The organism is Neobacillus sp. Fa239, assembly GCF_055395235.1.
Genome location: NZ_AP041611.1, coordinates 2,143,555 through 2,163,813, shown reverse-complemented (window position 1 = coordinate 2,163,813; position 20,259 = coordinate 2,143,555). Strand labels below are relative to the sequence as shown.

Annotated in this window: 18 protein-coding genes and 1 riboswitch; of the genes, 5 read left to right on the top strand and 13 right to left on the bottom strand. The window is 42.6% G+C overall.

Features of this window, described 5'->3' with window-relative positions; genetic code table 11:
- Positions 1-141 precede the first annotated feature (141 nt).
- The gene (gene modA, locus ACZ5XR_RS10330; RefSeq protein ID WP_464501568.1) at positions 142-915 is read left to right on the top strand and encodes a molybdate ABC transporter substrate-binding protein; all 774 of its coding nucleotides are present in this window, start codon (positions 142-144) and stop codon (positions 913-915) included.
- A gap of 5 nt (positions 916-920) precedes the next feature.
- Entirely contained in the window at positions 921-1,577 is a 657-nt protein-coding gene (gene modB / locus ACZ5XR_RS10325; RefSeq protein ID WP_464501567.1) for a molybdate ABC transporter permease subunit, read from the top strand.
- Here the strand turns inward: modB and ACZ5XR_RS10320 are convergent.
- From ACZ5XR_RS10320 to ACZ5XR_RS10275, 10 genes are all read right to left on the bottom strand, one after another.
- Positions 1,548-2,222, bottom strand: coding sequence for a VanZ family protein (locus tag ACZ5XR_RS10320; RefSeq protein WP_464501566.1), 675 nt, complete (start codon positions 2,220-2,222; stop codon positions 1,548-1,550). The two genes, modB and ACZ5XR_RS10320, sit on opposite strands and share 30 nt — an antisense overlap.
- 123 nt (positions 2,223-2,345) lie before the next feature.
- Complete coding sequence (locus tag ACZ5XR_RS10315; RefSeq protein WP_464501565.1) at positions 2,346-3,296, bottom strand: thermonuclease family protein; 951 nt, start codon at positions 3,294-3,296, stop codon at positions 2,346-2,348.
- Positions 3,297-3,486: 190 nt separating this feature from the next.
- The gene (pepF, locus tag ACZ5XR_RS10310) at positions 3,487-5,274 is read right to left on the bottom strand and encodes an oligoendopeptidase F (RefSeq protein ID WP_464501564.1); all 1,788 of its coding nucleotides are present in this window, start codon (positions 5,272-5,274) and stop codon (positions 3,487-3,489) included.
- Between the two features lie 214 nt (positions 5,275-5,488).
- Positions 5,489-7,204: an assimilatory sulfite reductase (NADPH) hemoprotein subunit gene (cysI, locus tag ACZ5XR_RS10305; RefSeq protein WP_464501563.1), complete on the bottom strand. Its 1,716-nt coding sequence runs from the start codon at positions 7,202-7,204 to the stop codon at positions 5,489-5,491.
- Between the two features lie 16 nt (positions 7,205-7,220).
- Complete coding sequence (locus tag ACZ5XR_RS10300; protein WP_464501562.1) at positions 7,221-9,035, bottom strand: assimilatory sulfite reductase (NADPH) flavoprotein subunit; 1,815 nt, start codon at positions 9,033-9,035, stop codon at positions 7,221-7,223.
- Positions 9,036-9,167: 132 nt separating this feature from the next.
- The gene (locus ACZ5XR_RS10295) at positions 9,168-9,890 is read right to left on the bottom strand and encodes a sirohydrochlorin chelatase (RefSeq protein ID WP_464501561.1); all 723 of its coding nucleotides are present in this window, start codon (positions 9,888-9,890) and stop codon (positions 9,168-9,170) included.
- Positions 9,891-9,928: 38 nt separating this feature from the next.
- Complete coding sequence (gene cobA / locus ACZ5XR_RS10290; protein ID WP_464501560.1) at positions 9,929-10,702, bottom strand: uroporphyrinogen-III C-methyltransferase; 774 nt, start codon at positions 10,700-10,702, stop codon at positions 9,929-9,931.
- Positions 10,703-10,723: 21 nt separating this feature from the next.
- Complete coding sequence (gene cysC / locus ACZ5XR_RS10285) at positions 10,724-11,323, bottom strand: adenylyl-sulfate kinase (RefSeq protein ID WP_464501559.1); 600 nt, start codon at positions 11,321-11,323, stop codon at positions 10,724-10,726.
- A gap of 12 nt (positions 11,324-11,335) precedes the next feature.
- A complete protein-coding gene (sat, locus tag ACZ5XR_RS10280) occupies positions 11,336-12,493 on the bottom strand; it encodes a sulfate adenylyltransferase (protein WP_464501558.1) in 1,158 nt (385 codons plus the stop codon).
- Between the two features lie 241 nt (positions 12,494-12,734).
- Positions 12,735-13,454 carry a phosphoadenylyl-sulfate reductase gene (locus ACZ5XR_RS10275; protein ID WP_464501557.1) on the bottom strand — a complete coding sequence of 240 codons (720 nt, stop codon included), beginning with the start codon at positions 13,452-13,454 and terminating at the stop codon, positions 12,735-12,737.
- Positions 13,455-13,523: 69 nt separating this feature from the next.
- Positions 13,524-13,625, bottom strand: a riboswitch (SAM riboswitch).
- Positions 13,626-13,901: 276 nt separating this feature from the next.
- On the opposite strand from ACZ5XR_RS10275, the gene ACZ5XR_RS10270 reads away from it, so the two are divergent.
- Positions 13,902-14,996 carry an AbrB family transcriptional regulator gene (locus ACZ5XR_RS10270; RefSeq protein WP_464501556.1) on the top strand — a complete coding sequence of 365 codons (1,095 nt, stop codon included), beginning with the start codon at positions 13,902-13,904 and terminating at the stop codon, positions 14,994-14,996.
- Between the two features lie 116 nt (positions 14,997-15,112).
- On the opposite strand, the gene chrA is transcribed toward ACZ5XR_RS10270, so the two are convergent.
- Positions 15,113-16,285, bottom strand: coding sequence for a chromate efflux transporter (chrA, locus tag ACZ5XR_RS10265; protein ID WP_464501555.1), 1,173 nt, complete (start codon positions 16,283-16,285; stop codon positions 15,113-15,115).
- Between the two features lie 138 nt (positions 16,286-16,423).
- On the opposite strand from chrA, the gene ACZ5XR_RS10260 reads away from it, so the two are divergent.
- Positions 16,424-16,687: a hypothetical protein gene (locus ACZ5XR_RS10260; protein ID WP_464501554.1), complete on the top strand. Its 264-nt coding sequence runs from the start codon at positions 16,424-16,426 to the stop codon at positions 16,685-16,687.
- Positions 16,688-16,741: 54 nt separating this feature from the next.
- On the opposite strand, the gene ACZ5XR_RS10255 is transcribed toward ACZ5XR_RS10260, so the two are convergent.
- Positions 16,742-17,767, bottom strand: coding sequence for a tetratricopeptide repeat protein (locus tag ACZ5XR_RS10255; RefSeq protein WP_464501553.1), 1,026 nt, complete (start codon positions 17,765-17,767; stop codon positions 16,742-16,744).
- 120 nt (positions 17,768-17,887) lie between these two features.
- Positions 17,888-19,258 (bottom strand): MATE family efflux transporter, encoded by a 1,371-nt coding sequence (locus ACZ5XR_RS10250; protein ID WP_464501552.1) that lies wholly within the window; start codon positions 19,256-19,258, stop codon positions 17,888-17,890.
- 152 nt (positions 19,259-19,410) lie between these two features.
- Between ACZ5XR_RS10250 and ACZ5XR_RS10245 the strand changes: the two genes are divergently transcribed.
- Positions 19,411-20,142, top strand: coding sequence for a metallophosphoesterase family protein (locus ACZ5XR_RS10245; protein WP_464501551.1), 732 nt, complete (start codon positions 19,411-19,413; stop codon positions 20,140-20,142).
- The last annotated feature ends 117 nt before the right edge of the window (positions 20,143-20,259 follow it).

Below are 20,259 nucleotides of genomic sequence, written 5' to 3'. Positions count from 1 at the left end.
TCCCTCCAGTTTCTATTTTAACTTACTGATTTGGAAAAAGTATATTTCTAATAAAATGTGATGTTTCTTATATTCAATTTAGTTATAACTAATTATAATTAGTTATATATAATTATAATTGGTTAGAAAGGATTTGAAAGGATGAAAAAAAGCTATCTGTTATTTTTCTCAATCATTTTACTTATTCTTGCAGGTTGCTCCACCAATAAATCTGGTTCGGAAAAGAAAGTAGAATTAACCGTTTCGGCTGCAGCAAGCTTACAGGATGCATTAAATGAAATCAAAGGTTCCTTTGAGAAGGACCACCCAAATGTAAAAATTAATTATAACTTTGGCGCTTCCGGTGCCCTGCAGCAGCAAATTTCACAAGGAGCCCCCGTCGACTTATTCTTTTCTGCTGCAACCGACAAATTTGATAAATTAGTCCAGGATGGCCAAATTGCGAAGTCCAACGGAACCAATCTGGTTGGAAATGACCTTGTGTTAGTGGTGCCAAAGGATTCGAATATGGGAATTAATACATTCCAGGACTTAACGAAAGCGGGAAAAATTTCTTTGGGGACACCTGAAACTGTTCCAGCAGGGAAATACGCGGAGGAAACCTTAACCAAGTTACATATTTGGAATCCTGTTAAAGGAAAGGTAGTTTTTGGCAAGGATGTCCGGCAGGTACTTACTTACGTAGAAACTGGTAATGTGGACGCAGGGATTGTTTATAAAACGGATGCATTGACTTCTTCAAAGGTTCGGATTGTTGCAACGGCTAGCGAAAATTCACATGCTCCGATTATTTATCCGGTCGGTGTGATTAAAAACAGCACTCATTTGAAAGAAGCCCAATTATTCTATCAATACCTGCAAAGTAAATCATCTTTGCAAACATTAGAGAAATTTGGCTTTAAAGGACTGCATTAATTAAAATGGATACAAATTTTTGGTCTCCTGTCAGACTCTCCCTTGAAATAGCGGTTTTCGCTGGAATATTATGCTTCATTTTCGGGTCTTTTTTTGGGAAGTTCATGGCTAATAGGAAGTTCAAAGGGAAAGCCTTCGTTGAAACGGCTTTCCTTCTTCCATTGGTATTGCCCCCAACTGTCGTCGGGTTCTTACTTATCATGATCTTTGGCAGGAATAGCCCTGTTGGACAATTAATCGAGTTTCTCTTTAAACAGCCTGTTATGTTTACATGGTGGGCCGCCTGTATTGCCTCAACGGTTGTTGCCTTTCCACTTATGTATCAATCGGCAAAGACCGGATTTGAAGCGATTGATGAGGACATCGAACATGCAGCGCGTGTAGACGGAGCAAATGAATGGAAACTATTCATCCATATTTCGATCCCTCTTGCCCTCCGATCCATCCTATCGGGTGCGATATTGAGTTTTGCCAGGGCACTTGGTGAATTTGGCGCCACTTTAATGTTCGCCGGAAACATTCCAGGGAAAACCCAAACCATTCCCACCGCAATCTATATAGCTATGGATTCTGGTAATATGGAATTGGCATGGTTTTGGGTGGCAAGTATGATCGGCCTTTCCTTTTTCATGTTAATTTTTGTTCATTTTATAAAAGTCTAAATGTGCGAACTTGCAAGTATTGGAGTCATATAAATCACGATTAATAGAACGAATCATGAATACCTTTTTAATCAAAGGGGTCAATAAATAGCCTAAATAAATTCCGAGGACATTTAAAATTAAATCATCGATGTCCATGCTTCCTCTTTTGGTGATAAATTGCAGGATTTCAATGAACATTATGACTACAATTGGTAGACCATATTTTTTGATTTTGGAAATTCGATTTTTCCTCATCATCAAAGCAAAAATACCATAGGGAACAAACAAGAAGATATTTGCAGCCAAATTATAAAAGGCGATGTAAAAGGAAAAGTTTCCGCTTAAATAGCTTGTGATCGTTTTAAAGGGTACCAAATTAAACGTATTATAATTTTGATTCAACGGTCTTAAAAACAATAGAACGACGAGGCATATGGTAAAAATGGTTAAAAGCATGGAAAAAATGGATTTAGTGATGGTAAGGGTATTCTTCGTCATCAGAAGCCCTAAAAATAAAATAAACAGGGTCAGACAAATCCATACCACGAAGATCACGATGGGATGTAAATAATTGAATAAGTTTTTCCAAATGGGCATCAGGGCAAAAAATACTCCTTGCGACACAATCAAGGATAGCCAGAGTGCCCTTTTTCTTTCGATCATCAGCAACCTCCAAAAACAGTAATACATTGCAAATTCCATTTTATCATAACTATTCACCCTAAATTTGAAGAACCCCAATAAAAATAGCCAGGCTTCTGCCTGGCTTTTCCTCGTCATTTCGTTTTAAAGAACCGTCAGTGTTTTCTTTATTGTTGAACCATTTACTCGAATAATGACAGCGTATTTGCCTGGCTTTGTACTTGTGCCTACTCGCCAGGACCAGGTGATATTGCCGCTCTTGTCCGCTGTTTTTGGAGTCAATCCGGATGCTTTGCTTGGTCCTGAACTGTAGTCGACTTCGATTGTACCTCTTGCGCCAGGCTTTGTTTTAATCGTGACAGAAGCTTCCTGTCCATGCTTTACATTCAGCCCAGTTGAAGACGTTGATATTGATCCTTTTGAACTTGTAGTGCTTGCTGTTCCGCAGCCTTTTGTTGAGTATCCATGACTTTTTGCATAGGAACATGATTCGGAAAGACTGTAGCCGCTGGATGTAACGTAACCAGAAAGGCTCCAAATGCCCAGTTTTTTCGATTTAGCGTAGCTTTGGGCACTTTGTAATTCAGAAAGGTGATCTGTGTTAGGTTTATAAATATAGGCAACACGTGCATACCCTTTTTTTACAACGTCCTTGTTATACATGTCTGATGGAGTTAGATAGATATACGCTAATAAGCGGTGATATTTATCCCGTTCATATCCTTTTTTACCAAGCTGCATATAAATATGCTTCCCGGCAGGAAGAACACTTTTTGCGTAACTAGCGGCCATTAAACCAAATGGCTCCACTGGTTTATAGGGGTCGACATCCTCCGGTGTGTCAATCAATAACATCCGGACCGTCTCATCCTTGCCTTTATATTTGACATGGATCGTGTCACCGTCAACGACTCTTGACACGGTTGCCGAAACTAAGTTGGAAGGTATAGATGTCTTATTATAGGTAGTGCTTTTTACTACAGCCGGTGATTTTTGGCTTACAGGTTTCGGCGTTGACGTATTTGCAGACGCACAGCCTGAAAACACGAGAGAAAATGCAATGGACAATGATGCTATGAAACTACTTTTTTTCAAAACGATTCCCCCAACTTTACGAATGGATTCTAAGTTAACCTATTTAATAATAGTAAGTAATTTTCCCACTGTAAAGATATTACTTATTCCATTTTTCGTAAAAAAATAAGGTTGTCCCAAAACAAAGGGTCTGACCCCCTCAACAGAATCAATAGATTGTTGATTGGGGTCAGACCCTTTTGGGACAACCTTATAGCTCTCCAAATTCATGTACTAACTGGTCAAAACGTTTTAAGGCATGATCGATTGGCTCTGGTGTGGTTAAATCTACACCGGTTTTCTTTAAGAGCTCGAGCGGATAATCGGAGCTTCCGCTCTTGAGGAATTCCAAATAAGCGGTTAATGCCGCTTGTTCGCCTCCTAAAAGTTTTTCCGCAATATGAATGGCCGAGGCGAATCCGGTTGCGTATTTATACACATAGAATGGGCGGTAGAAATGCGGGATCCTTGACCAGCCGTATTTGACTTCTTCATCAAAAACCAATTCAGGACCGTTATATTTCTTAAAAAGAGCTTCGTACGTTTGATTAAATACTTCGACCGTTAACGGCTTGCCGTTTTCCGCCAGTTCATGCGTGATTTTTTCAAATTCGGCAAACATGACCTGTGTGAAGAAGGTTCCTCTAAATTGTTCAATAAAATGATTGAGTAAATATTTTCGGATTTCCGGATTCGTTTCTTTGTTCAGTAAATAATGAATCAACAGAACCTCGTTTACCGTGGAAGCCACTTCTGCCACAAAAATGCTATATCCGGCCGAGATTCTCGGCTGATGGGAACTGGAATAATAGGAATGCATCGCATGGCCAAATTCATGAATCATCGTGAACATACTGTCCAGGTCATCATGCTGATTCAACAATACAAACGGGTGGACTCCATAAACACCTAAGTTGTAGGCGCCGGAACGCTTGCCTGCCGTTTCTCTTACATCGATATAACGAGCATCCTTAAAGGATTTAAGGGTTTGGACATATTCTTCACCAAGCGGTGCTAATGCTTTTAATATAGTATCATAAGCTTCGTCATAGGAAATATCGAATTTAACACCATCCACCAACGGTGCATTTAAATCATATTGGCGGAGCTCCTCGAGCTTCAACTTCTCTTTTCTTAATGCGGTGTAACGATGAAGCGGTTCAATATTGGCGACCGTTGCCTCAATTAAATTTTCATAGACCTCTTTTGGCACCATATCCCCGAACAGCCCTTTTTCCAACGCGGTAGGATAATTCCTGAGCCGTGCGAGCGTCACGTTGTTTTTAACGTTGGCGGCAAGTGTGGAAGCAATCGAATTTTTCAATTGAAGATATGGCTGATAATAGGCATTGTAGGCTTCCCTGCGCTTATTCCGGTCCTCATCTTCAATCAGTTTGGAATACATCCCGCGTGTTAATTCCACTTTTTCTCCTTCATCGGTCGTCACCTCACCGAATTTAATATCGGCGTTATTGAGCATGTTATAAGTGTGACTTGGAGAGGAAAGCGCTTCCCCTAATTGCGATAAAATTTCTTCTTTTTCCTTGCTTAAAACATGTGCTTTGTAACGGAATGATTCGAATAGGTCTTTTTCAAAGTATTCCAGTTGCGGCTCTTGTTCGATGTACGCCTTTAAGGTCGTTTCCTCTAAACTCAATAAGTAAGGCATAAAAAAGGAGCTGGCCGCACTAAGCTTGACCGCGAGCTGTTTGGCCCGGTCGACAATAGACTGTGCCTCAGTATCCCTTGTGTCTAAATCGGCCTGCAGCATTCCATAAACATAAACGAGATTGAATTTACTTGATACTTCTTCCTTTTGGGACAGGTACTGGTAGAGGGATGCTCCATCGTGAATGGCGCCGTCAAATTGCTTTAATTTGTCGACCATCCCTTCGATAAATTGGTAGTCCTCTTCCCAATTTTCGAAGGTTGGATAAATATCTTCGATCCGCCATTTTTCCTGTTCAGGTACTTCTGATCTTGATTGGTAGGTTTTCATTAGGTTGAGCCTCCTCCATTCGATATAGGAAAATTATAGCAAGCAAGCTATCTTCTGTATATATCCTATTATTGCGTGAGGCAGCTATGCGAGAGTAATAGGGGCTTATCCGAGAGTATACGCATCCTAACCGAGAGTAAATGCAACATATCCGCGAGTAACACCCCATCCAAAATAGAAAAAAGCTCCAAATCGCAACGATTTGGAGCTTTTTTTAATCATGAAAATTCGTTCCATCTGTTGTAGCTTGGATGATTTCGGCACGGATGACAAAGTCGCCAAAGTGCTCGCCCTCTTCGCGCTCTTTTGCATAACGGGAAAGCAGGCTTCGGAGTTCGCTTAAAATCTCCGCTTCGCCGATGTTTTCACGGTACATTTTATTCAGTCTGCTGCCATCAAAGGCGGCCCCAAGATACAAATTATATTTTCCGACGGCCTTACCGATTAAGGCAATTTCGGCAAGGGCCGGACGAGCGCAGCCATTCGGGCAGCCGGTCATGCGGAGGGTAATTTCTTCATCGCGAAGACCGTTTTCATTCACAATTTCTTCGATTTTGTCGATCAGACCTGGTAGATATCGTTCACTTTCGGCCATCGCCAAACCGCAGGTCGGCAGTGCCACACATGCCATGGAATTGCGACGAAGGGCTGAATGATGCTTGCCATCTGATAATCCGAATTGCTCCATCAGCTCATTAATCTTTTTCTTTTTCTGGCTGGACACATTGGCGATCACCAGGTTTTGATTCGGTGTCAGGCGGAAATCACCACTATGGATTTTAGCAATTTCCTTCAAGCCGGTCTTTAGTTTGTAGTCTGCAAAATCGGCCACTCTGCCATTTTCAACAAACAGCGTACAGTGCCATTTTCCGCCGACTCCCTTTACCCAGCCGTAACGGTCGCCGTTATGGTCGAAATGATAAGGCTTCGCTTCCTCCAGCTTCCAGCCAAGGCGATTCTCCAACTCTTCCTTGACTGCTTCCAAACCTAAGCGGTCAACCGTGTATTTAAAACGAGCATTCTTGCGGACGGAACGGTTTCCGTAGTCACGCTGAATGGTAATCGTTTTTTCAGCTACTTCAACAATCTGCTCCGGGGTACAAAAGCCAATCACCTTCGCTACCTGAGGATAGGTTGCTTTGTCACCGTGCGAACTGCCCATTCCGCCACCGATTGCCACGTTAAAACCGATCAGCTTCCCTTCCTCCACAATCGCAATCAGACCAAGGTCCTGTGAAAAAACATCAATATCATTTGATGGCGGAACAGCAATGCCGATTTTAAACTTTCGCGGTAAATAAGTCGGCCCATAGATAGGTTCCTCTTCGATTTCTGGTGTCCCCGCTACCCTTTCTTCATCAAGCCAAATTTCATGATACGCTCTTGTACGAGGCAGTAAATACTCGCTCAAAAACTTGGCATATTCATAGACTTCCCCATGAATTTCAGATTGATAGGGATTGGGATTACACATCACGTTCCGGTTCACGTCTCCGCAGGCTGCGAGCGTGGACAACAGGGATTTATGAATTTCCTGAATCGTATCTTTCATATTCCACTTTAAAATCCCATGAAATTGAAACGATTGACGGGTGGTGAGTTTAATTGTGCCATTGGCGTTCTTATCGGCCAGTGTATCCAAAACCAGCCATTGGTCCGGGGTCACTACTCCGCCCGGTGCGCGAACACGGAGCATAAACTGATAAGCAGGCTCCAGCTTTTGTTTTTGGCGCTCATTACGAAGATCCCGGTCATCCTGCAGGTAACTGCCATGATGCTTCATCAATCGGTTATCATCATCTGGAATGCCGGCGCTAATTGGATCTAGCATGACTTCCTTCAACGTACCGCGCAAAAAGTCGCTTTCGACTTTAATTCGCTCTACATCGCTTGGTTTGCCGTCCGGTGCTTTTAAATTATGGTTCACCATTTTGAAAAAACTCCTCTCAGTATACATCACGCTGATAACGTTTTTGCTGCTGCATATCGGCCAAATATTCTTCTGCTTTTTCAAGGCTTAAGCTGCCTTCTTTTGCGATGATATCAATGAGTGTTTGATGTACATCATGGGCCATGTGCTTTTCATCGCCGCAAATGTATACGGCTGCTCCCTCTTCAAGCCACGAGAACAATTCTTTACTATGTTCTAGCATGCGATGCTGAACATAAACTTTTTGTTTTGTATCACGTGAAAAGGCGACATCCATCTTTGTTAAAACACCGTCTTTTAACCATTTCTGCATTTCTGTTTGGTAAAGGAAATCAGTCACGAAATGCTGATCGCCAAAGAACAACCAAGATTTTCCTTCCGCTCCCTGTTCTTCTCGTTCTTGTAAGAAGGAGCGGAAAGGTGCCACGCCAGTCCCCGGTCCAATCATAATAATCGGTGTTTCAGGGTTCGTTTGCAGCTTAAAGTTTTCGTTATGCTGGATAAATACAGGCAGTGTGTCTCCCGCCTGAAGGCGTTCCGCTGTGAGAATGGAACAGACGCCGTTACGAGCCCGCTCATGCGCCTCATAACGAACGGCTCCGATTGTTAAATGCACTTCATCAGGATTTGCTGCTAAGCTGCTGGCAATCGAATAAAGGCGGGCCGGGATTTTCCGAAGGACCGAGACAAATTCCTGGGCCGATTCACCCCATTGGCCAAAATCACGAACCAGATCAAGCAGGTCGCGTCCGTGAAGGTATTCTTTTAATTTTTCTCCGTTTCCAGGCGATAGGAGCTCCTGTAAGGTTTCATTCGGTAATAAGTTTGCCACTTTTTCCAGCAGTGGTTTTGTAAGTACCGTAATTTCATAGTATGTGAGAAGCGCATCTTTTAGCAGACGAATATCTCCCTGTTTAACGGTCACCGGTTCTTCCGGATTCCATTTCAATTCCTCCAAAAGAAGATTGACAAGGGCTGGGTCATTTTCCGGATAGATTCCAAGGCTGTCGCCAGGTTCAAAGCTAAGGCCGGACCCCTCAAGAGATAATTCAAGGTGGCGTGTTTCTTTATTGGACCCGCGTCCGTTCAAATTGATATTTTCGAGAACTTCGGCGCGAAATGGATTGGTTCGGGAATAGGCTGATGCCACTGCTTGCTGTACACCTGCAGAAGATGGAGCGGCACTGACACCAGAGTTTTCTCCGATACTGGCAAGGACTCCTTCCAGCCAATCTGCTGCCGGCTCATCAAAGTCAACATCGCAGTCAAAGCGTGGATACAGCCGTGTCCCTCCTAATTCCTCGAGTCTGGTATCGAATTCTTTTCCCGTTTGGCAGAAAAACTCGTATGAGCTGTCGCCAAGGGCTAACACAGAAAAATGAAGCTCCTCAAGCTTTGGCGCCCGTTTACTATGAAGAAATTCGTGGAATGCGATGGCATTATCCGGCGGGTCCCCTTCACCATGGGTGCTAACAATAATGAGAAGGTTTTTGACCTTCTTTAAATTGTTTGGTTTAAAATCGCTCATTGCCGATACAGTGACTTGAAATCCTTTCCCTTCAAATGTTTTACCAGCATTTTTGGCAATTCCACGCGCATTTCCCGACTGTGAGCCGTAAAGAATGGTCACTTCTTTTAAAAGTGAATTTTGAGCTGAAAGACCTGCCGACTGTGCTCCAGGGGCTCCAAAAATGGAAGCTGCTGGTGTTACAGATGCGGCGAGGTACCCGCTCAACCAAGCTTTTTGTGTATCTGTCAATGTCGAGAGAAGGCGGTTAAGGAGCTCCGACTGCTCCGGATTAAACATACTGTTGATCACCTGAAGTTGCAATGGTACCACCTCTTTTTTAATAGAATAATTTTTTCAAAGATTTTATTTGGGCAAAAATAGTCTCGCTAATCACTAGCAAGTGCTAGCAATCTGCTATCGACCGCTAACTTCTCGCTAGTTACGCGAGAAAATCTATTGCCTCGCCCGGTCGATGACAATCTCCTCTATTACTCGATGCCCGCTCAATGGACCGGTATGAAGGATCCGCTGTCCCTGCTTTTGCCGATTTTGGACCGTTCGGCCAATGATTGCGGTTAGTTGACCAGTAAATAATAAATATGGAACCACGATAAGTGTGCCTGTGGTTTTTTCTGTCATCAATTCTAAACCTGCATTAAGCTTCGGCTCGGTGGCGGCTAAATAACAGACAGTTGCAAGGTTTATTCCAAGCCGTTCCTTAAGACCATCAGAAATTTCTCGAAAATTGACATGTATTTCAGGGTCGCTGCTGCCAACCCCTACAATCAATAAACTGTCTTCCTGTACTACATTCCCGGCAGTATCCCTAATCAGCTCAGACACGGCATCGAGTATTTCCTCCCGGACGCCAAATGGTTCCCTTACATTCACTTGAATAAGCGGAAATTGCTCTTTTAGTGCAGACAAGACATTTGGGATATCTCTTTTGATATGCCCCATTGCCAAAAGAAAAAGCGGGACAACAGTGATTTCCGTTGCACCTCTTTCGACACATCTTGTAAAGCCCTCCTCAATACTTGGCTCAGCCAGCTCAAGGAAACTGATTTCCTGAATCGGAGCATCGATTCGGTCCATCACCTTTTTTATAAAAGTCTTCGCTTCTTCGGCTCCTTTTTTTGAGCGGGTACCATGACCAATATAGAGGATTGCTTTCATATGATGTGCTCCTTTCAGCATGTGTGCATGACAATTTTTTAATAGTGCACCGGTAAATTTGCCACAATCTCTTCCTGATACCAGTTCAGTTTTTCGTGTAGTCTGACCACCTCACCAATCACGATCATGCTTGGATTGGAAATTTCGGCTTTTTTTACCCGTTCTTCTATTGTTTCAAGCGTTCCGGTGACGGTTTGCTGATCGCTTAATGTCCCCCAATGAATAAGCGCGATGGGAGTCTTGGGCGATTTACCATTCTGGATTAAATTTTTTATTATGGTTGGAAGCTGTGAAACTCCCATGTATACACAAATCGTATCAACGCCATTTGCGAGATGAGACCACTGGTGCTCAGCGGCCACATCTCCTGCCTGGTGACCGGTAATAAAGGCAAAGCTTTTACTTAATGAACGATGGGTAACGGGAATTCCGGCATAGGCTGATGCCGCAATTCCTGCCGTAATGCCTGGGACGATTTCAAAGGGAACGTCATGCTTCGCACATTCCTCTGCCTCCTCTCCCCCGCGTCCGAAAACAAAAGGATCGCCACCCTTTAGGCGGACCACCTGGTGACCTCTTTTAGCGTATTTCACAAGAAAATGATTGATTGTTTCCTGTTTCATTGTATGGTAATGCGGCAGCTTTCCGCAATAGACAAGCTGCGCATCTCTTTTTGCATGCTTTAGCAGTTCAGGATTGACGAGCCGGTCATAGAGGATGACATCGGCTTGCTCGAGGCAGCGCAATCCTTTTACCGTAATTAAATCAGGATCTCCCGGACCCGCACCTACTATAAAAACCTTGCCAACCATGGCTTCCCCATCCCTTCACCACTAAAGAATATGCTTCTCCCTTAGGTATGCAAAAATTTGTTCTACTGCTTCTTCTACTTTAAATTGGTCGGACCGGAGCGTAATTTCTGGATGTTCCGGTGCCTCATAAGGGGAATCAATCCCGGTAAAATCCTTTATTTCACCGCGGCGCGCCTTCACATACAGCTGCTTCGGATCGCGTCGTTCACATTCTTCTATTGGGCAGTCAACAAAGACTTCAATAAATTCCTCTTCTTCAAAAAGAGCCCTGACTTGATCCCGGTCGGATCGGAACGGAGAAATGAAGGCGGTTGTCACGATTGCTCCGCTATCGACAAACAATTTTGCCACTTCGCCAATTCTTCTGATATTTTCCGTCCGGTCATGATCTGAAAATCCAAGATCCCGGTTAAGACCGTGCCGAATATTATCCCCATCCAGGACATATTCATTAATTCCCTGGCGGTATAATTCACTTGATACGGCATTGGCAATCGTTGATTTTCCGGAGCCTGAAAGACCGGTAAACCATAATACACAGCTTCCGTGACCATTTTGTACGCGGCGGTCACTTTTTGTCACGGTTGAAGCATGCCAGGTGATATTCGTTGCTTTCGTCATGGTTTCTCCTCCTTAAACCTTCGCCTCTTCTTTCATTCCTTCGATCAGTACTTCCACAACCTCTTTCCGACTGAAGGTGGACGGTGGAAGGGTACCAGAGCGAAGCATTTCCCTTACTTTTGTTCCTGAAAGGATGACGCGGTCCTCGTTGCTATGCGGGCAAGTTTTATCGGATGCCATTCCTTCACATTTATTACAATAGAAGCTATGTTCAAAGAACAATGGCTTAATCCCAAGCTCGCCTTCAGGAAATTGGCTGAAAATGCGCTGTGCATCATAGGTACCGTAATAATTACCGACACCGGCATGATCGCGGCCGACGATAAAATGGGTGCAGCCAAAATTTTTGCGGGCGATCGCATGGAAAATGGCCTCTCTAGGACCGGCATATCGCATTGCCGCCGGATGTACTCCAAGTTGGACACGCTCGGCAGGGTAATAGTTTTCCAGAAGGACACGGTAGCTTCTTAAGCGGACGTCGGCAGGAATGTCATCAGACTTTGTTTCCCCTACTAACGGATTAACGAAAAGACCATCGACTGTTTCTAATGCCGCTTTTTGGATATACTCATGGGCGCGGTGGATGGGATTTCTCGTTTGGAAGCCGACTACTGTCTTCCATCCCTTCGCTTCAAATAATGCCCTTGTTTCCTTCGGTTCGTACCATACATCGCTGAAGACACCTTTTTCCGGTTTTTTAATGAGCGTCACATCCCCCGCTACATAAACAGGGCCTCGTTCATATAAACGTTTTACTCCTGGATGCGCAACTTCTAGTGTCTTATATACCTCGACTGCCTCTTTATCTAAATTCGGCTCATACCATTCAGATACTTTGATAACTCCATAGACTTCTTGGTTAAAAACTAACTTGATTTCTTCGCCGACTTTAAGTGTCGCCGCCGTTTCTTTGGATACCGGAAGTGTGACAGGAATGGACCAGATGGTTTGGTCCGCAAGCCGCATCTTCTCAACAACTGATTCATAATCTTTCTTTCCGAGAAACCCGGTTAATGGACTAAATAGCCCGATCCCGATTAACTCAAGATCACTTAAGGCTATCGCGTCGATGTCGATCGCTTTTTCAATTTGGCTGATATCATAATTGGGATCATAGGCCTGGATTAGTTTGCCTCCATGAGGTTTTGGTAAAAATGACAAGTGAATCATACCTTTCTTATTATAATTAGATGCTTTCGCAACTGATTTTTATAAAAATAATGCTTTTATTTGCGGATTGAAGCAGTATATTTACGAATTAAAGCCATTTATTTGCGAATCCAACCGGTTTATTTGCGTATGAAAGCTTTATTAGCGAATTCTACGTTTCTATTAGCGATTCAAAGCCATCTATTAGCGAATTCTTGCATTCTATTAGCGAATTCCCTCATTCTATTAGCGAATGGCATCTTTACTTATCCGTGTGTAAACCACACTCTGTCTTGCCAATCCCGGCCCAGCGCCCGGCACGTGAGTCCCCGTCAACTCCCACTGGCTGCGTACAAGGAATACAGCCGATGCTTGGGTAGTTGTGATCATGCAGGGTGTTATATGGGAGATCTTTTTCCTTTATATAGGCCCACACATCATCCCATGACCAATGAATCAACGGACAAATTTTAATGTTCTGGAATTTTTCATCTTTATTGATGAATTCTGTGTTGGCTCTTGTTGGTGACTGTTCTCTTCGAAGACCCGAAATCCAGGCTTGTTTTGCCGTTAACGTTTCTCTTAGAGGAATGACCTTGCGAATGTTACAACACTGGTTGGGATCTCTTTTCCATAATGCGGATCCAAACTGTGCAGATTGTTCATCGAGACTTAATTTTGGCTGCTTGCGCTCGATTTTTAAAGTTGGGAACCGGGCTTCGATTTTGTCAATGACCTCATACGTTTCTGGAAAGTGTAAGCCTGTATCTAGAAAAACAATATGAGCATCCGACTTGATTTGCTGAATCAAGTCAATTAATACAATCGCTTCCGCTCCGAAACTGGAGGCATAGACGATTTGGTCTTCCGGATAGGAATTGTATGCCCATTCTAAAACAGCACGTGCCCCCTTGGTTTTATCTTCAAATTGGAAATTATCGGATATTTGACTCCAATTTTGATACGTGATTGCAGCACTCATGCTACAAACCCCCTCTCGTCCATTAAAAAAGCCCTTCCGAATAGGAAAGGCATCTCACTAGTGTTTAACACCTTATCTCTCAAAATGATCATCATTTTGCTGGATTTAGCACCTTGCTTCGCAGGTTGCCGGGCATCTACGGGCCAGTCCCTCCGCCTCTCTTGATAAGTATTGAGTTATCGTTGGAATTAATCCTACCATACCCATAGGATTTATGTAAATAAAAAAATACAAAATTTAAAAAATTTTTAAATTGGTGGAACACATGAAAAAACAGCCTCGATCAATCGAGACTGCTGCAACCAGTTTTTACACACTATGCTGGTACTTTCATGGATTTTGGATGAGGAAAATTTTCCACATTGCGATAAGCTTTACAATTAGTATCAATAAATAAGATATGCTATGATAAACCAAGCAAATTTATCTTAGACAGAAGGGTTTCTTTTGAAAAAATACACATTTAAAGCTGATGACAAAATCCTGCGGTTTACGGTGACGGTATTTACAGCTATCGTTGGCGGTCTCCTCTTTAACCTTCTACATACGCCGATTCCTTGGTTGCTCGGGCCGATGGTCGCTGTATTAATCGGGGCCAGATTTAGCAAGATTCCGTATTACTGGCCCACTTACATTCGAAATACCGGTTTAATTATTGTCGGGTATTCCATTGGTTTATCCTTTACAAAAAACGCTCTAATTCAGATAGCTGAAAAGCTGCCATCCATGATTCTTATGACGGTTCTGCTCGTTATTTTTTGCGCCGGGATCGCCTTTTTCGTTTCCAAGATTACCGGGGTTGACTACCCGACTGTGCTGACCGGAAGCATTCCCGGAGGGCTTTCGCAGATGATTATCTTTGCGGAAGAGTTAAAAGGAATCGATATCACGACTGTCACCTTCCTTCAAGTAGCAAGGTTGATGATGATCATTTTCTTCGTTCCCTTTCTTATTTTTGGACCGTTTTTTAAAAATCAACAGGGAGCTGACTTGGTTTTGACGACAGTCCAATCGGCAGAACCGCTTTTTCCAAACATCCTGTTATTTGCACTAATTGGTATCGTTTCGGCTTTTCTGGCAAAAAAATTAAAATTTCCAACCCCCTTTTTGCTGGGACCGATTTTAGGAACTGCCGTCATGAATATCTCAGGCTTTCACGGTCCGCTCCTGCCCTCATCGATTTTAAATATTTCGCAATTTATGATTGGCGGCTATATTGGCTTGCTCTTAAAACCTGAAAAGCTGCAGCAAAAAGCAAAAATAATCAGCCTGGCGCTTTTAAGCGGTCTTGTGATGATTTTAGGTTCGTTTGGCTTAAGCATGGTGTTGGTTTATCAAAACCATATCACCCCATCCACAAGCTTGTTAAGTCTCGCACCCGGTGGAATGGATCAAATGGGGATACTCGCTCATGAGGTGAAGGCCAACTTATCGATGGTCACCGGTTACCAGCTATTCCGGCTCTTTTTTATCTATTTTGCCGTTCCGCCTCTCCTTCGTTTTTTCTTCAAAATGAGAGCGAAAAAAGCAACGAATTTATAAAAGCCCAGAGGACTAAAAGAGTTCTCTGGGCTTTTGCCTGTTTTATCATACACTTCCTCGTTTTTTTCTAATCCAGATAAAAAAAACCAGAAAAAGCTTAAGTAAGCTTTTTCTGGTTAAATTAAACGAAATACATATCCGCCTACAGCGCCTGCCAGCACAATGACCCACGGCGGCATTTTTAGAAAAGCGATTAAACTAAACAGAATGGCGCCCAATGCAAAATCCTTAGAAGATAAAATGGAGCTCGTCCAGATTGGTGTGTAGAAAGCCGCGATCAAAATCCCTACAACCGCACCGTTCGCTGCTTGCATTGCCCCCTTCAGCTTTGGAATTCCGCGAAGCGCTCCCCAGAATGGCAGTGTCCCCATAATCAATAAAAAAGCGGGTAAAAAGATGGCCGCTGTAGCTAAAAGCCCTCCCTTCCAGCCGTTCATAACTGCTCCTAAATAAGCGGCAAAGGTAAAAAGCGGCCCAGGAACAGCTTGTGCTGCCCCATACCCTGCTAAAAAGCTATCCTTCGATATCCATCCCTGTGGCACAAATTCGTGTTCGAGGAGCGGCAGCACTACATGCCCACCGCCAAAAACAAGGGAACCGGATCGATAAAAGCTGTCGAATAGCGCCACTGTTCTAGAAGAAGTCAATTCCCTCAGAACGGGCAGGAATAAGAGCAATCCGCAGAATAGAATTAAACAAATCCAGGCAAATCGCCGCGATATTGGAACGCTGATATCCTTATCGACAGATATCTCTGTATGCTTAAAAAGGAGAAAACCAATCAGGGCTGAGAAAAGAATAATCGATACTTGCGACAATGGCGAATGCCATAGGAGACTCACCACTAAGGCGAACAAAGCCAGGCCTTTTCTTTTTAAATCCGGTGTCAGTGTCCGGGCCATGCCGATAATGGCTTGGGCAACAACGACGACAGCCACGATTTTTAACCCATGAATCCATCCTGAATCAATCAAAGCGGAGCCTTTTACTAATAACGCAAATAAGATCAAAACAATAACCGAAGGAAGCGTAAAACCTAAAAAGGCGGCAATTCCACCCAATACACCGGCACGGATCACCCCAATTCCAATCCCTACCTGGCTGCTTGCTGGTCCGGGCAAGAATTGGCAAAGGGCCACGAGGTCCAAGTAGCTGCGTTCATCCAACCATTTTCTTTTTCTTACATATTCTTCGTGAAAATACCCTAAATGAGCAATCGGACCGCCAAATGAAGTCAGGCCCAGTTTGGTCGATACCCATAAAATTTCAAATAGTTTTCGTGTCTTCATCGTTCACAACCCATTCTTTTCAATTCTTCCATTAATTTATCATTATTTTGCACTAGGCACGAGACCAAAAATTTTCTGAACACCCATGACATTTTCAAAATTATCGCATTTACTGTAAGGGTAAAGGAGGATGAGAAAATGACAGAGAAAGTTTTTCATCATGTTGCCCATGAACATTTAAGTAAAGAAGTTGAGATTATTACGGTTCAAGGTACATTCACTGGCAGGATTGAAGAGATTGGCGGTGATTTTCTTATTTTGCACACTAGGGGCAGAGGATTCCCACTGAATATCGCGATTAGAATTGAAGCAATCGTGGCCATCTTCCGAGTCGAGCATTTTCCGAGAGGACCATTTGGCTTTAACCCCGGTATTGAAGACGAGCTGCCTGAAAACCATTAAATTCATCGTTTGGGGGTCTGCTCATGAGGGGGCAGACCCTGATAAATGTCCGCGTTAATCAATTTCATCGTCCACTCGATACATAATATAAAAAAGGACAGACATATCAAAATAGCAGGCGGGTTCATTTTGAAAATTTTTTGAATGCAGGAAAGGCGGAAATCCTTTCGCTAAAAGCTTTTTCTTTAACCTGTTAAAAGACTGAATAAAAGTGTTCGGCTTGATGTTTTCAACAATGGAAAAAGCGATTCTTGTTGCGGGTGCTTCCTCATGGCTTTTTAACAAAAAATACTTAAGCATAATTCCTTCATCATGAGACAGAATGACTTCCCCATCCTCATAAACGGCGATAATATTCCGGTCATTAAAATACAGAATCAACGTGTTAAAAGGCGGGTTGGAGGTCAGGTTTTCACATTCTTGCTTGGAGCAGGTGGAAGTGCCGAATTCACTTACTTTATAAAAAGCATTCTTCCGCAAATATTGTTCATTTTCTAAGAGGCTTTTAAAAAGTGGAGAAAAATCTTGATTTGGGACTTGCAGATGTTGGTTGTGAAGCAATTTATTCATTTGTTCATAGGAATCTGTTGCAATATATAAAGCACTATTAGTCAAATATAAATGGGCATTCACCTGCTGCTGGTTGTTTAAAAGGTAGGGTGTATGCTGATAATACTGCTGGTTTTCAAGCGAAATTTGAAAATACTGCAATGCTTTTGTGTAGTCATTATACTTATAAGACAAAAAACCAAGCCGGTAGGCTGCAATCGGATTGCCAGGATCATATTTCAAGGCTTTTTCCAAACAATGGATCGCGGCATAATCATCCTTTTGATAGACCATTTTTGAATAGGTACCATAATGAATCAGATTGTAGACAAGCTTTTTGGTGACATATTCAAGCGAATTTCTACTATATTCATCTTGATTCTGACTAACGAGTTTCCTCCATTTTCGATGAATTTCTTCATAGAGTTCGATTCTTTGATAATGGTTTGAAATCCCGAGTTCAGCCTCCTGCTCGTTCAATTCCTCTTCAAGGTCTTCTAATTCTTCTAAGGATTTATTGGCTAATCGCATTTTGATTCCCCCAATAATGGCTTTTCCTGTCATAAACATTTGAATTTTCTTTACAAATTCTAGATATATCGCGGAAATCCTTCCTTTTTTTCATAAAAAAATGAGGCTTTCTCAGCCTCATTACACGACTTCTTTTATTTGTACGGGGGCAAATTTTCGCTTTTGTATATAAATTAAGCGGATGGATAAGGCGATGCCGGCTGCCAACAGGCCTACTGTCAAGCCAATCCAATATCCCGTAGCGCCCATGCTTGTATAATGGGCCAATAGATAGCCAACCGGTAAACAAATCAGCCAATAGGCAATCAAGGTCATGATAAAGGCAAGGTTCACATCTTTATATCCTCGGAGCGCAGCCTGTGCCGTTGCCTGGGTGGCATCACAAATTTGAAAGAACAGAGCATAGATTAAGAAATTTGCGGTCAATTCAATCACAGCAGACTCATTGGAATAAAAGCCGGCCACACGATAACGGAACGTAACAACTAAAACGCCTGTGACGATTGCAATCAAAATTGCAAGGAAAATCCCTAACCAGCTGTATGTTCGGGCATCGCGATATCGCCGCGCCCCTACCTCAAAGCCGACTAAAACTGTCTGCGCCATCGAAATACTAATTGGAATCATATATAAAAACGAAACGATATTCAGAGCAGATTGATAAGCGGCGATAGTCGTGACATTGAACTTACTGAGGAGGATTGTGACGACGGCAAACATACTTGTTTCAAAAAAGGTGGAGAGTCCCATTGGCACACCGATTTTTAAAATTTCCTGGCATTTTTTCAGCGAAAATTCTTTCAAATTTGCAAAGACCGGGTAGGATGAAAATGGATCCTGTTTTTTGACAATATAAACGGTCATGGCCAGAATCACCCAATAGGTAAACGACGTTGCATACCCTGCCCCGGCACCACCAAGTTCCGGAAAACCCCAATTGCCAAAAATCAGGACATAATTTAAAAAGAAATTGACAGGCAGTGCCAATAATAAAATCACCATGACAATGCGTGTTTTTCCTAATGCATAAATAAACGATCTTAAAACATTAAACAAAAACAAGGGTAAAATTCCGTAAGCGAGCCCTGCCAAATAGTTAAAGGCTGTTTTCTCCACTCTTGTTGGCAGATTCATTTTATCCAAAATCGGATGAAGGATAAAGGCTCCAAGTATGATCACTAAAATACAAATGATGAGGGAAAGATAAAGTCCATGCTTTACAACGGAGGTTACTTCATCGTTTTTCTTCTGACCAATCCGCTGGGCGGCAATCGGTGAGACGGCAAGGAGAATGCTGCTGATTCCGGTAAATATCGGACTCCAAATGGAAGAGCCGATCGCCACGCCGGCAAGGTCCGAGGAATTGTATTTCCCTGACATGATTGTATTGAAAAACACCATCGAAAACATACCAAGCTGTGTAATTAAGATCGGAATTAACAAGATAAAGATTTGCTTCGTCTTTTCTTTTAAACTAAAAGTTTGCTTCATAAAATAGACTCCTTAAAAAAATAACCAGTGGTTCCTTTACCATATTACCTGTTCCTTGGAAGGAATAGAAGTATTTTCATTCGTCATCATCACGAATTTAATTTTTCTAAGTTGTTAAACTAAGCATATCCCAGAAAATGGAGAGTACCGTAATGGAGAAAAAGATTGCAATTATCACAGATATTCATGGAAATTCCTCTGCTTTGAAAGCCGTTTTGGAGGATATCGATCAGAACAATGGAATCAACCATATTTTTTGTTTAGGTGATTTGGTGGGAATTGGGTATGAAACGAATGAAGTTTTAGAGCTGCTCGTTAAGAGAGACGATATTTCATTCGTGATGGGAAATCATGATGAAGCGATTTTGGATGTGATCAGAGGAGAAGAACCATACAGCAGGGGTGCGGAACGAGAACATCATAAATGGATTGCCGCAAAATTGGACCGGAAATTTATCCCCTTTTTATCTGGCCTTCCTATCTCATTAACAAAAAGCTTTAATGGAATGCGGCTTCATTTTGTCCATTACCATTTAATCAAGGATGATCAATTTTTAGCCGTTGATAAAGAACCGACGGAAGCGAAGCTCGATGAATTCTATAAAACCAGCAATTATGACATCGTATGTTTTGGACACCATCACGTCATCCACCATTTTAAAACAAAAGAACGGCTCTATCTAAATCCAGGTGCACTGGGCTGCCAATTCAAACCGGCCGCCCCCTACGCCATTTTAACCATCAGTCCCACCGGCACCACCAATATCGAATTCAAAGAAATACCATACAACAACAAAGAATTTCTACTCGGATACCAAAAACTAAACGTCCCAGACGCCGAATACATACTTAAAGTATTTCATGGGAATCAGCAATTGCGGTGATATCGGTGACAGGCACCGTTCGTGGACAAAACGGCCTAATGTGTCCTCCTGTGGCGGACACTCGATTTTGCCTCTGATGAAACTAAAAAGAACTAGTGCAACCTAGTTCTTTTTAGC

Bases quoted from the DNA above. Each gene is read 5' to 3' on its own strand.
- modA (WP_464501568.1), top strand. From the start codon at position 142: ATGAAAAAAAGCTATCTGTTATTTTTCTCAATCATTTTACTTATTCTT.
- modB (WP_464501567.1), top strand. From the start codon at position 921: ATGGATACAAATTTTTGGTCTCCTGTCAGACTCTCCCTTGAAATAGCG.
- ACZ5XR_RS10320 (WP_464501566.1), bottom strand. From the start codon at position 2,222: ATGATCGAAAGAAAAAGGGCACTCTGGCTATCCTTGATTGTGTCGCAA.
- pepF (WP_464501564.1), bottom strand. From the start codon at position 5,274: ATGAAAACCTACCAATCAAGATCAGAAGTACCTGAACAGGAAAAATGG.
- cysI (WP_464501563.1), bottom strand. From the start codon at position 7,204: ATGGTGAACCATAATTTAAAAGCACCGGACGGCAAACCAAGCGATGTA.
- ACZ5XR_RS10295 (WP_464501561.1), bottom strand. From the start codon at position 9,890: ATGAAAGCAATCCTCTATATTGGTCATGGTACCCGCTCAAAAAAAGGA.
- cobA (WP_464501560.1), bottom strand. From the start codon at position 10,702: ATGGTTGGCAAGGTTTTTATAGTAGGTGCGGGTCCGGGAGATCCTGAT.
- cysC (WP_464501559.1), bottom strand. From the start codon at position 11,323: ATGACGAAAGCAACGAATATCACCTGGCATGCTTCAACCGTGACAAAA.
- sat (WP_464501558.1), bottom strand. From the start codon at position 12,493: ATGATTCACTTGTCATTTTTACCAAAACCTCATGGAGGCAAACTAATC.
- ACZ5XR_RS10275 (WP_464501557.1), bottom strand. From the start codon at position 13,454: ATGAGTGCTGCAATCACGTATCAAAATTGGAGTCAAATATCCGATAAT.
- chrA (WP_464501555.1), bottom strand. From the start codon at position 16,285: ATGAAGACACGAAAACTATTTGAAATTTTATGGGTATCGACCAAACTG.
- ACZ5XR_RS10260 (WP_464501554.1), top strand. From the start codon at position 16,424: ATGACAGAGAAAGTTTTTCATCATGTTGCCCATGAACATTTAAGTAAA.
- ACZ5XR_RS10255 (WP_464501553.1), bottom strand. From the start codon at position 17,767: ATGCGATTAGCCAATAAATCCTTAGAAGAATTAGAAGACCTTGAAGAG.
- ACZ5XR_RS10250 (WP_464501552.1), bottom strand. From the start codon at position 19,258: ATGAAGCAAACTTTTAGTTTAAAAGAAAAGACGAAGCAAATCTTTATC.
- ACZ5XR_RS10245 (WP_464501551.1), top strand. From the start codon at position 19,411: ATGGAGAAAAAGATTGCAATTATCACAGATATTCATGGAAATTCCTCT.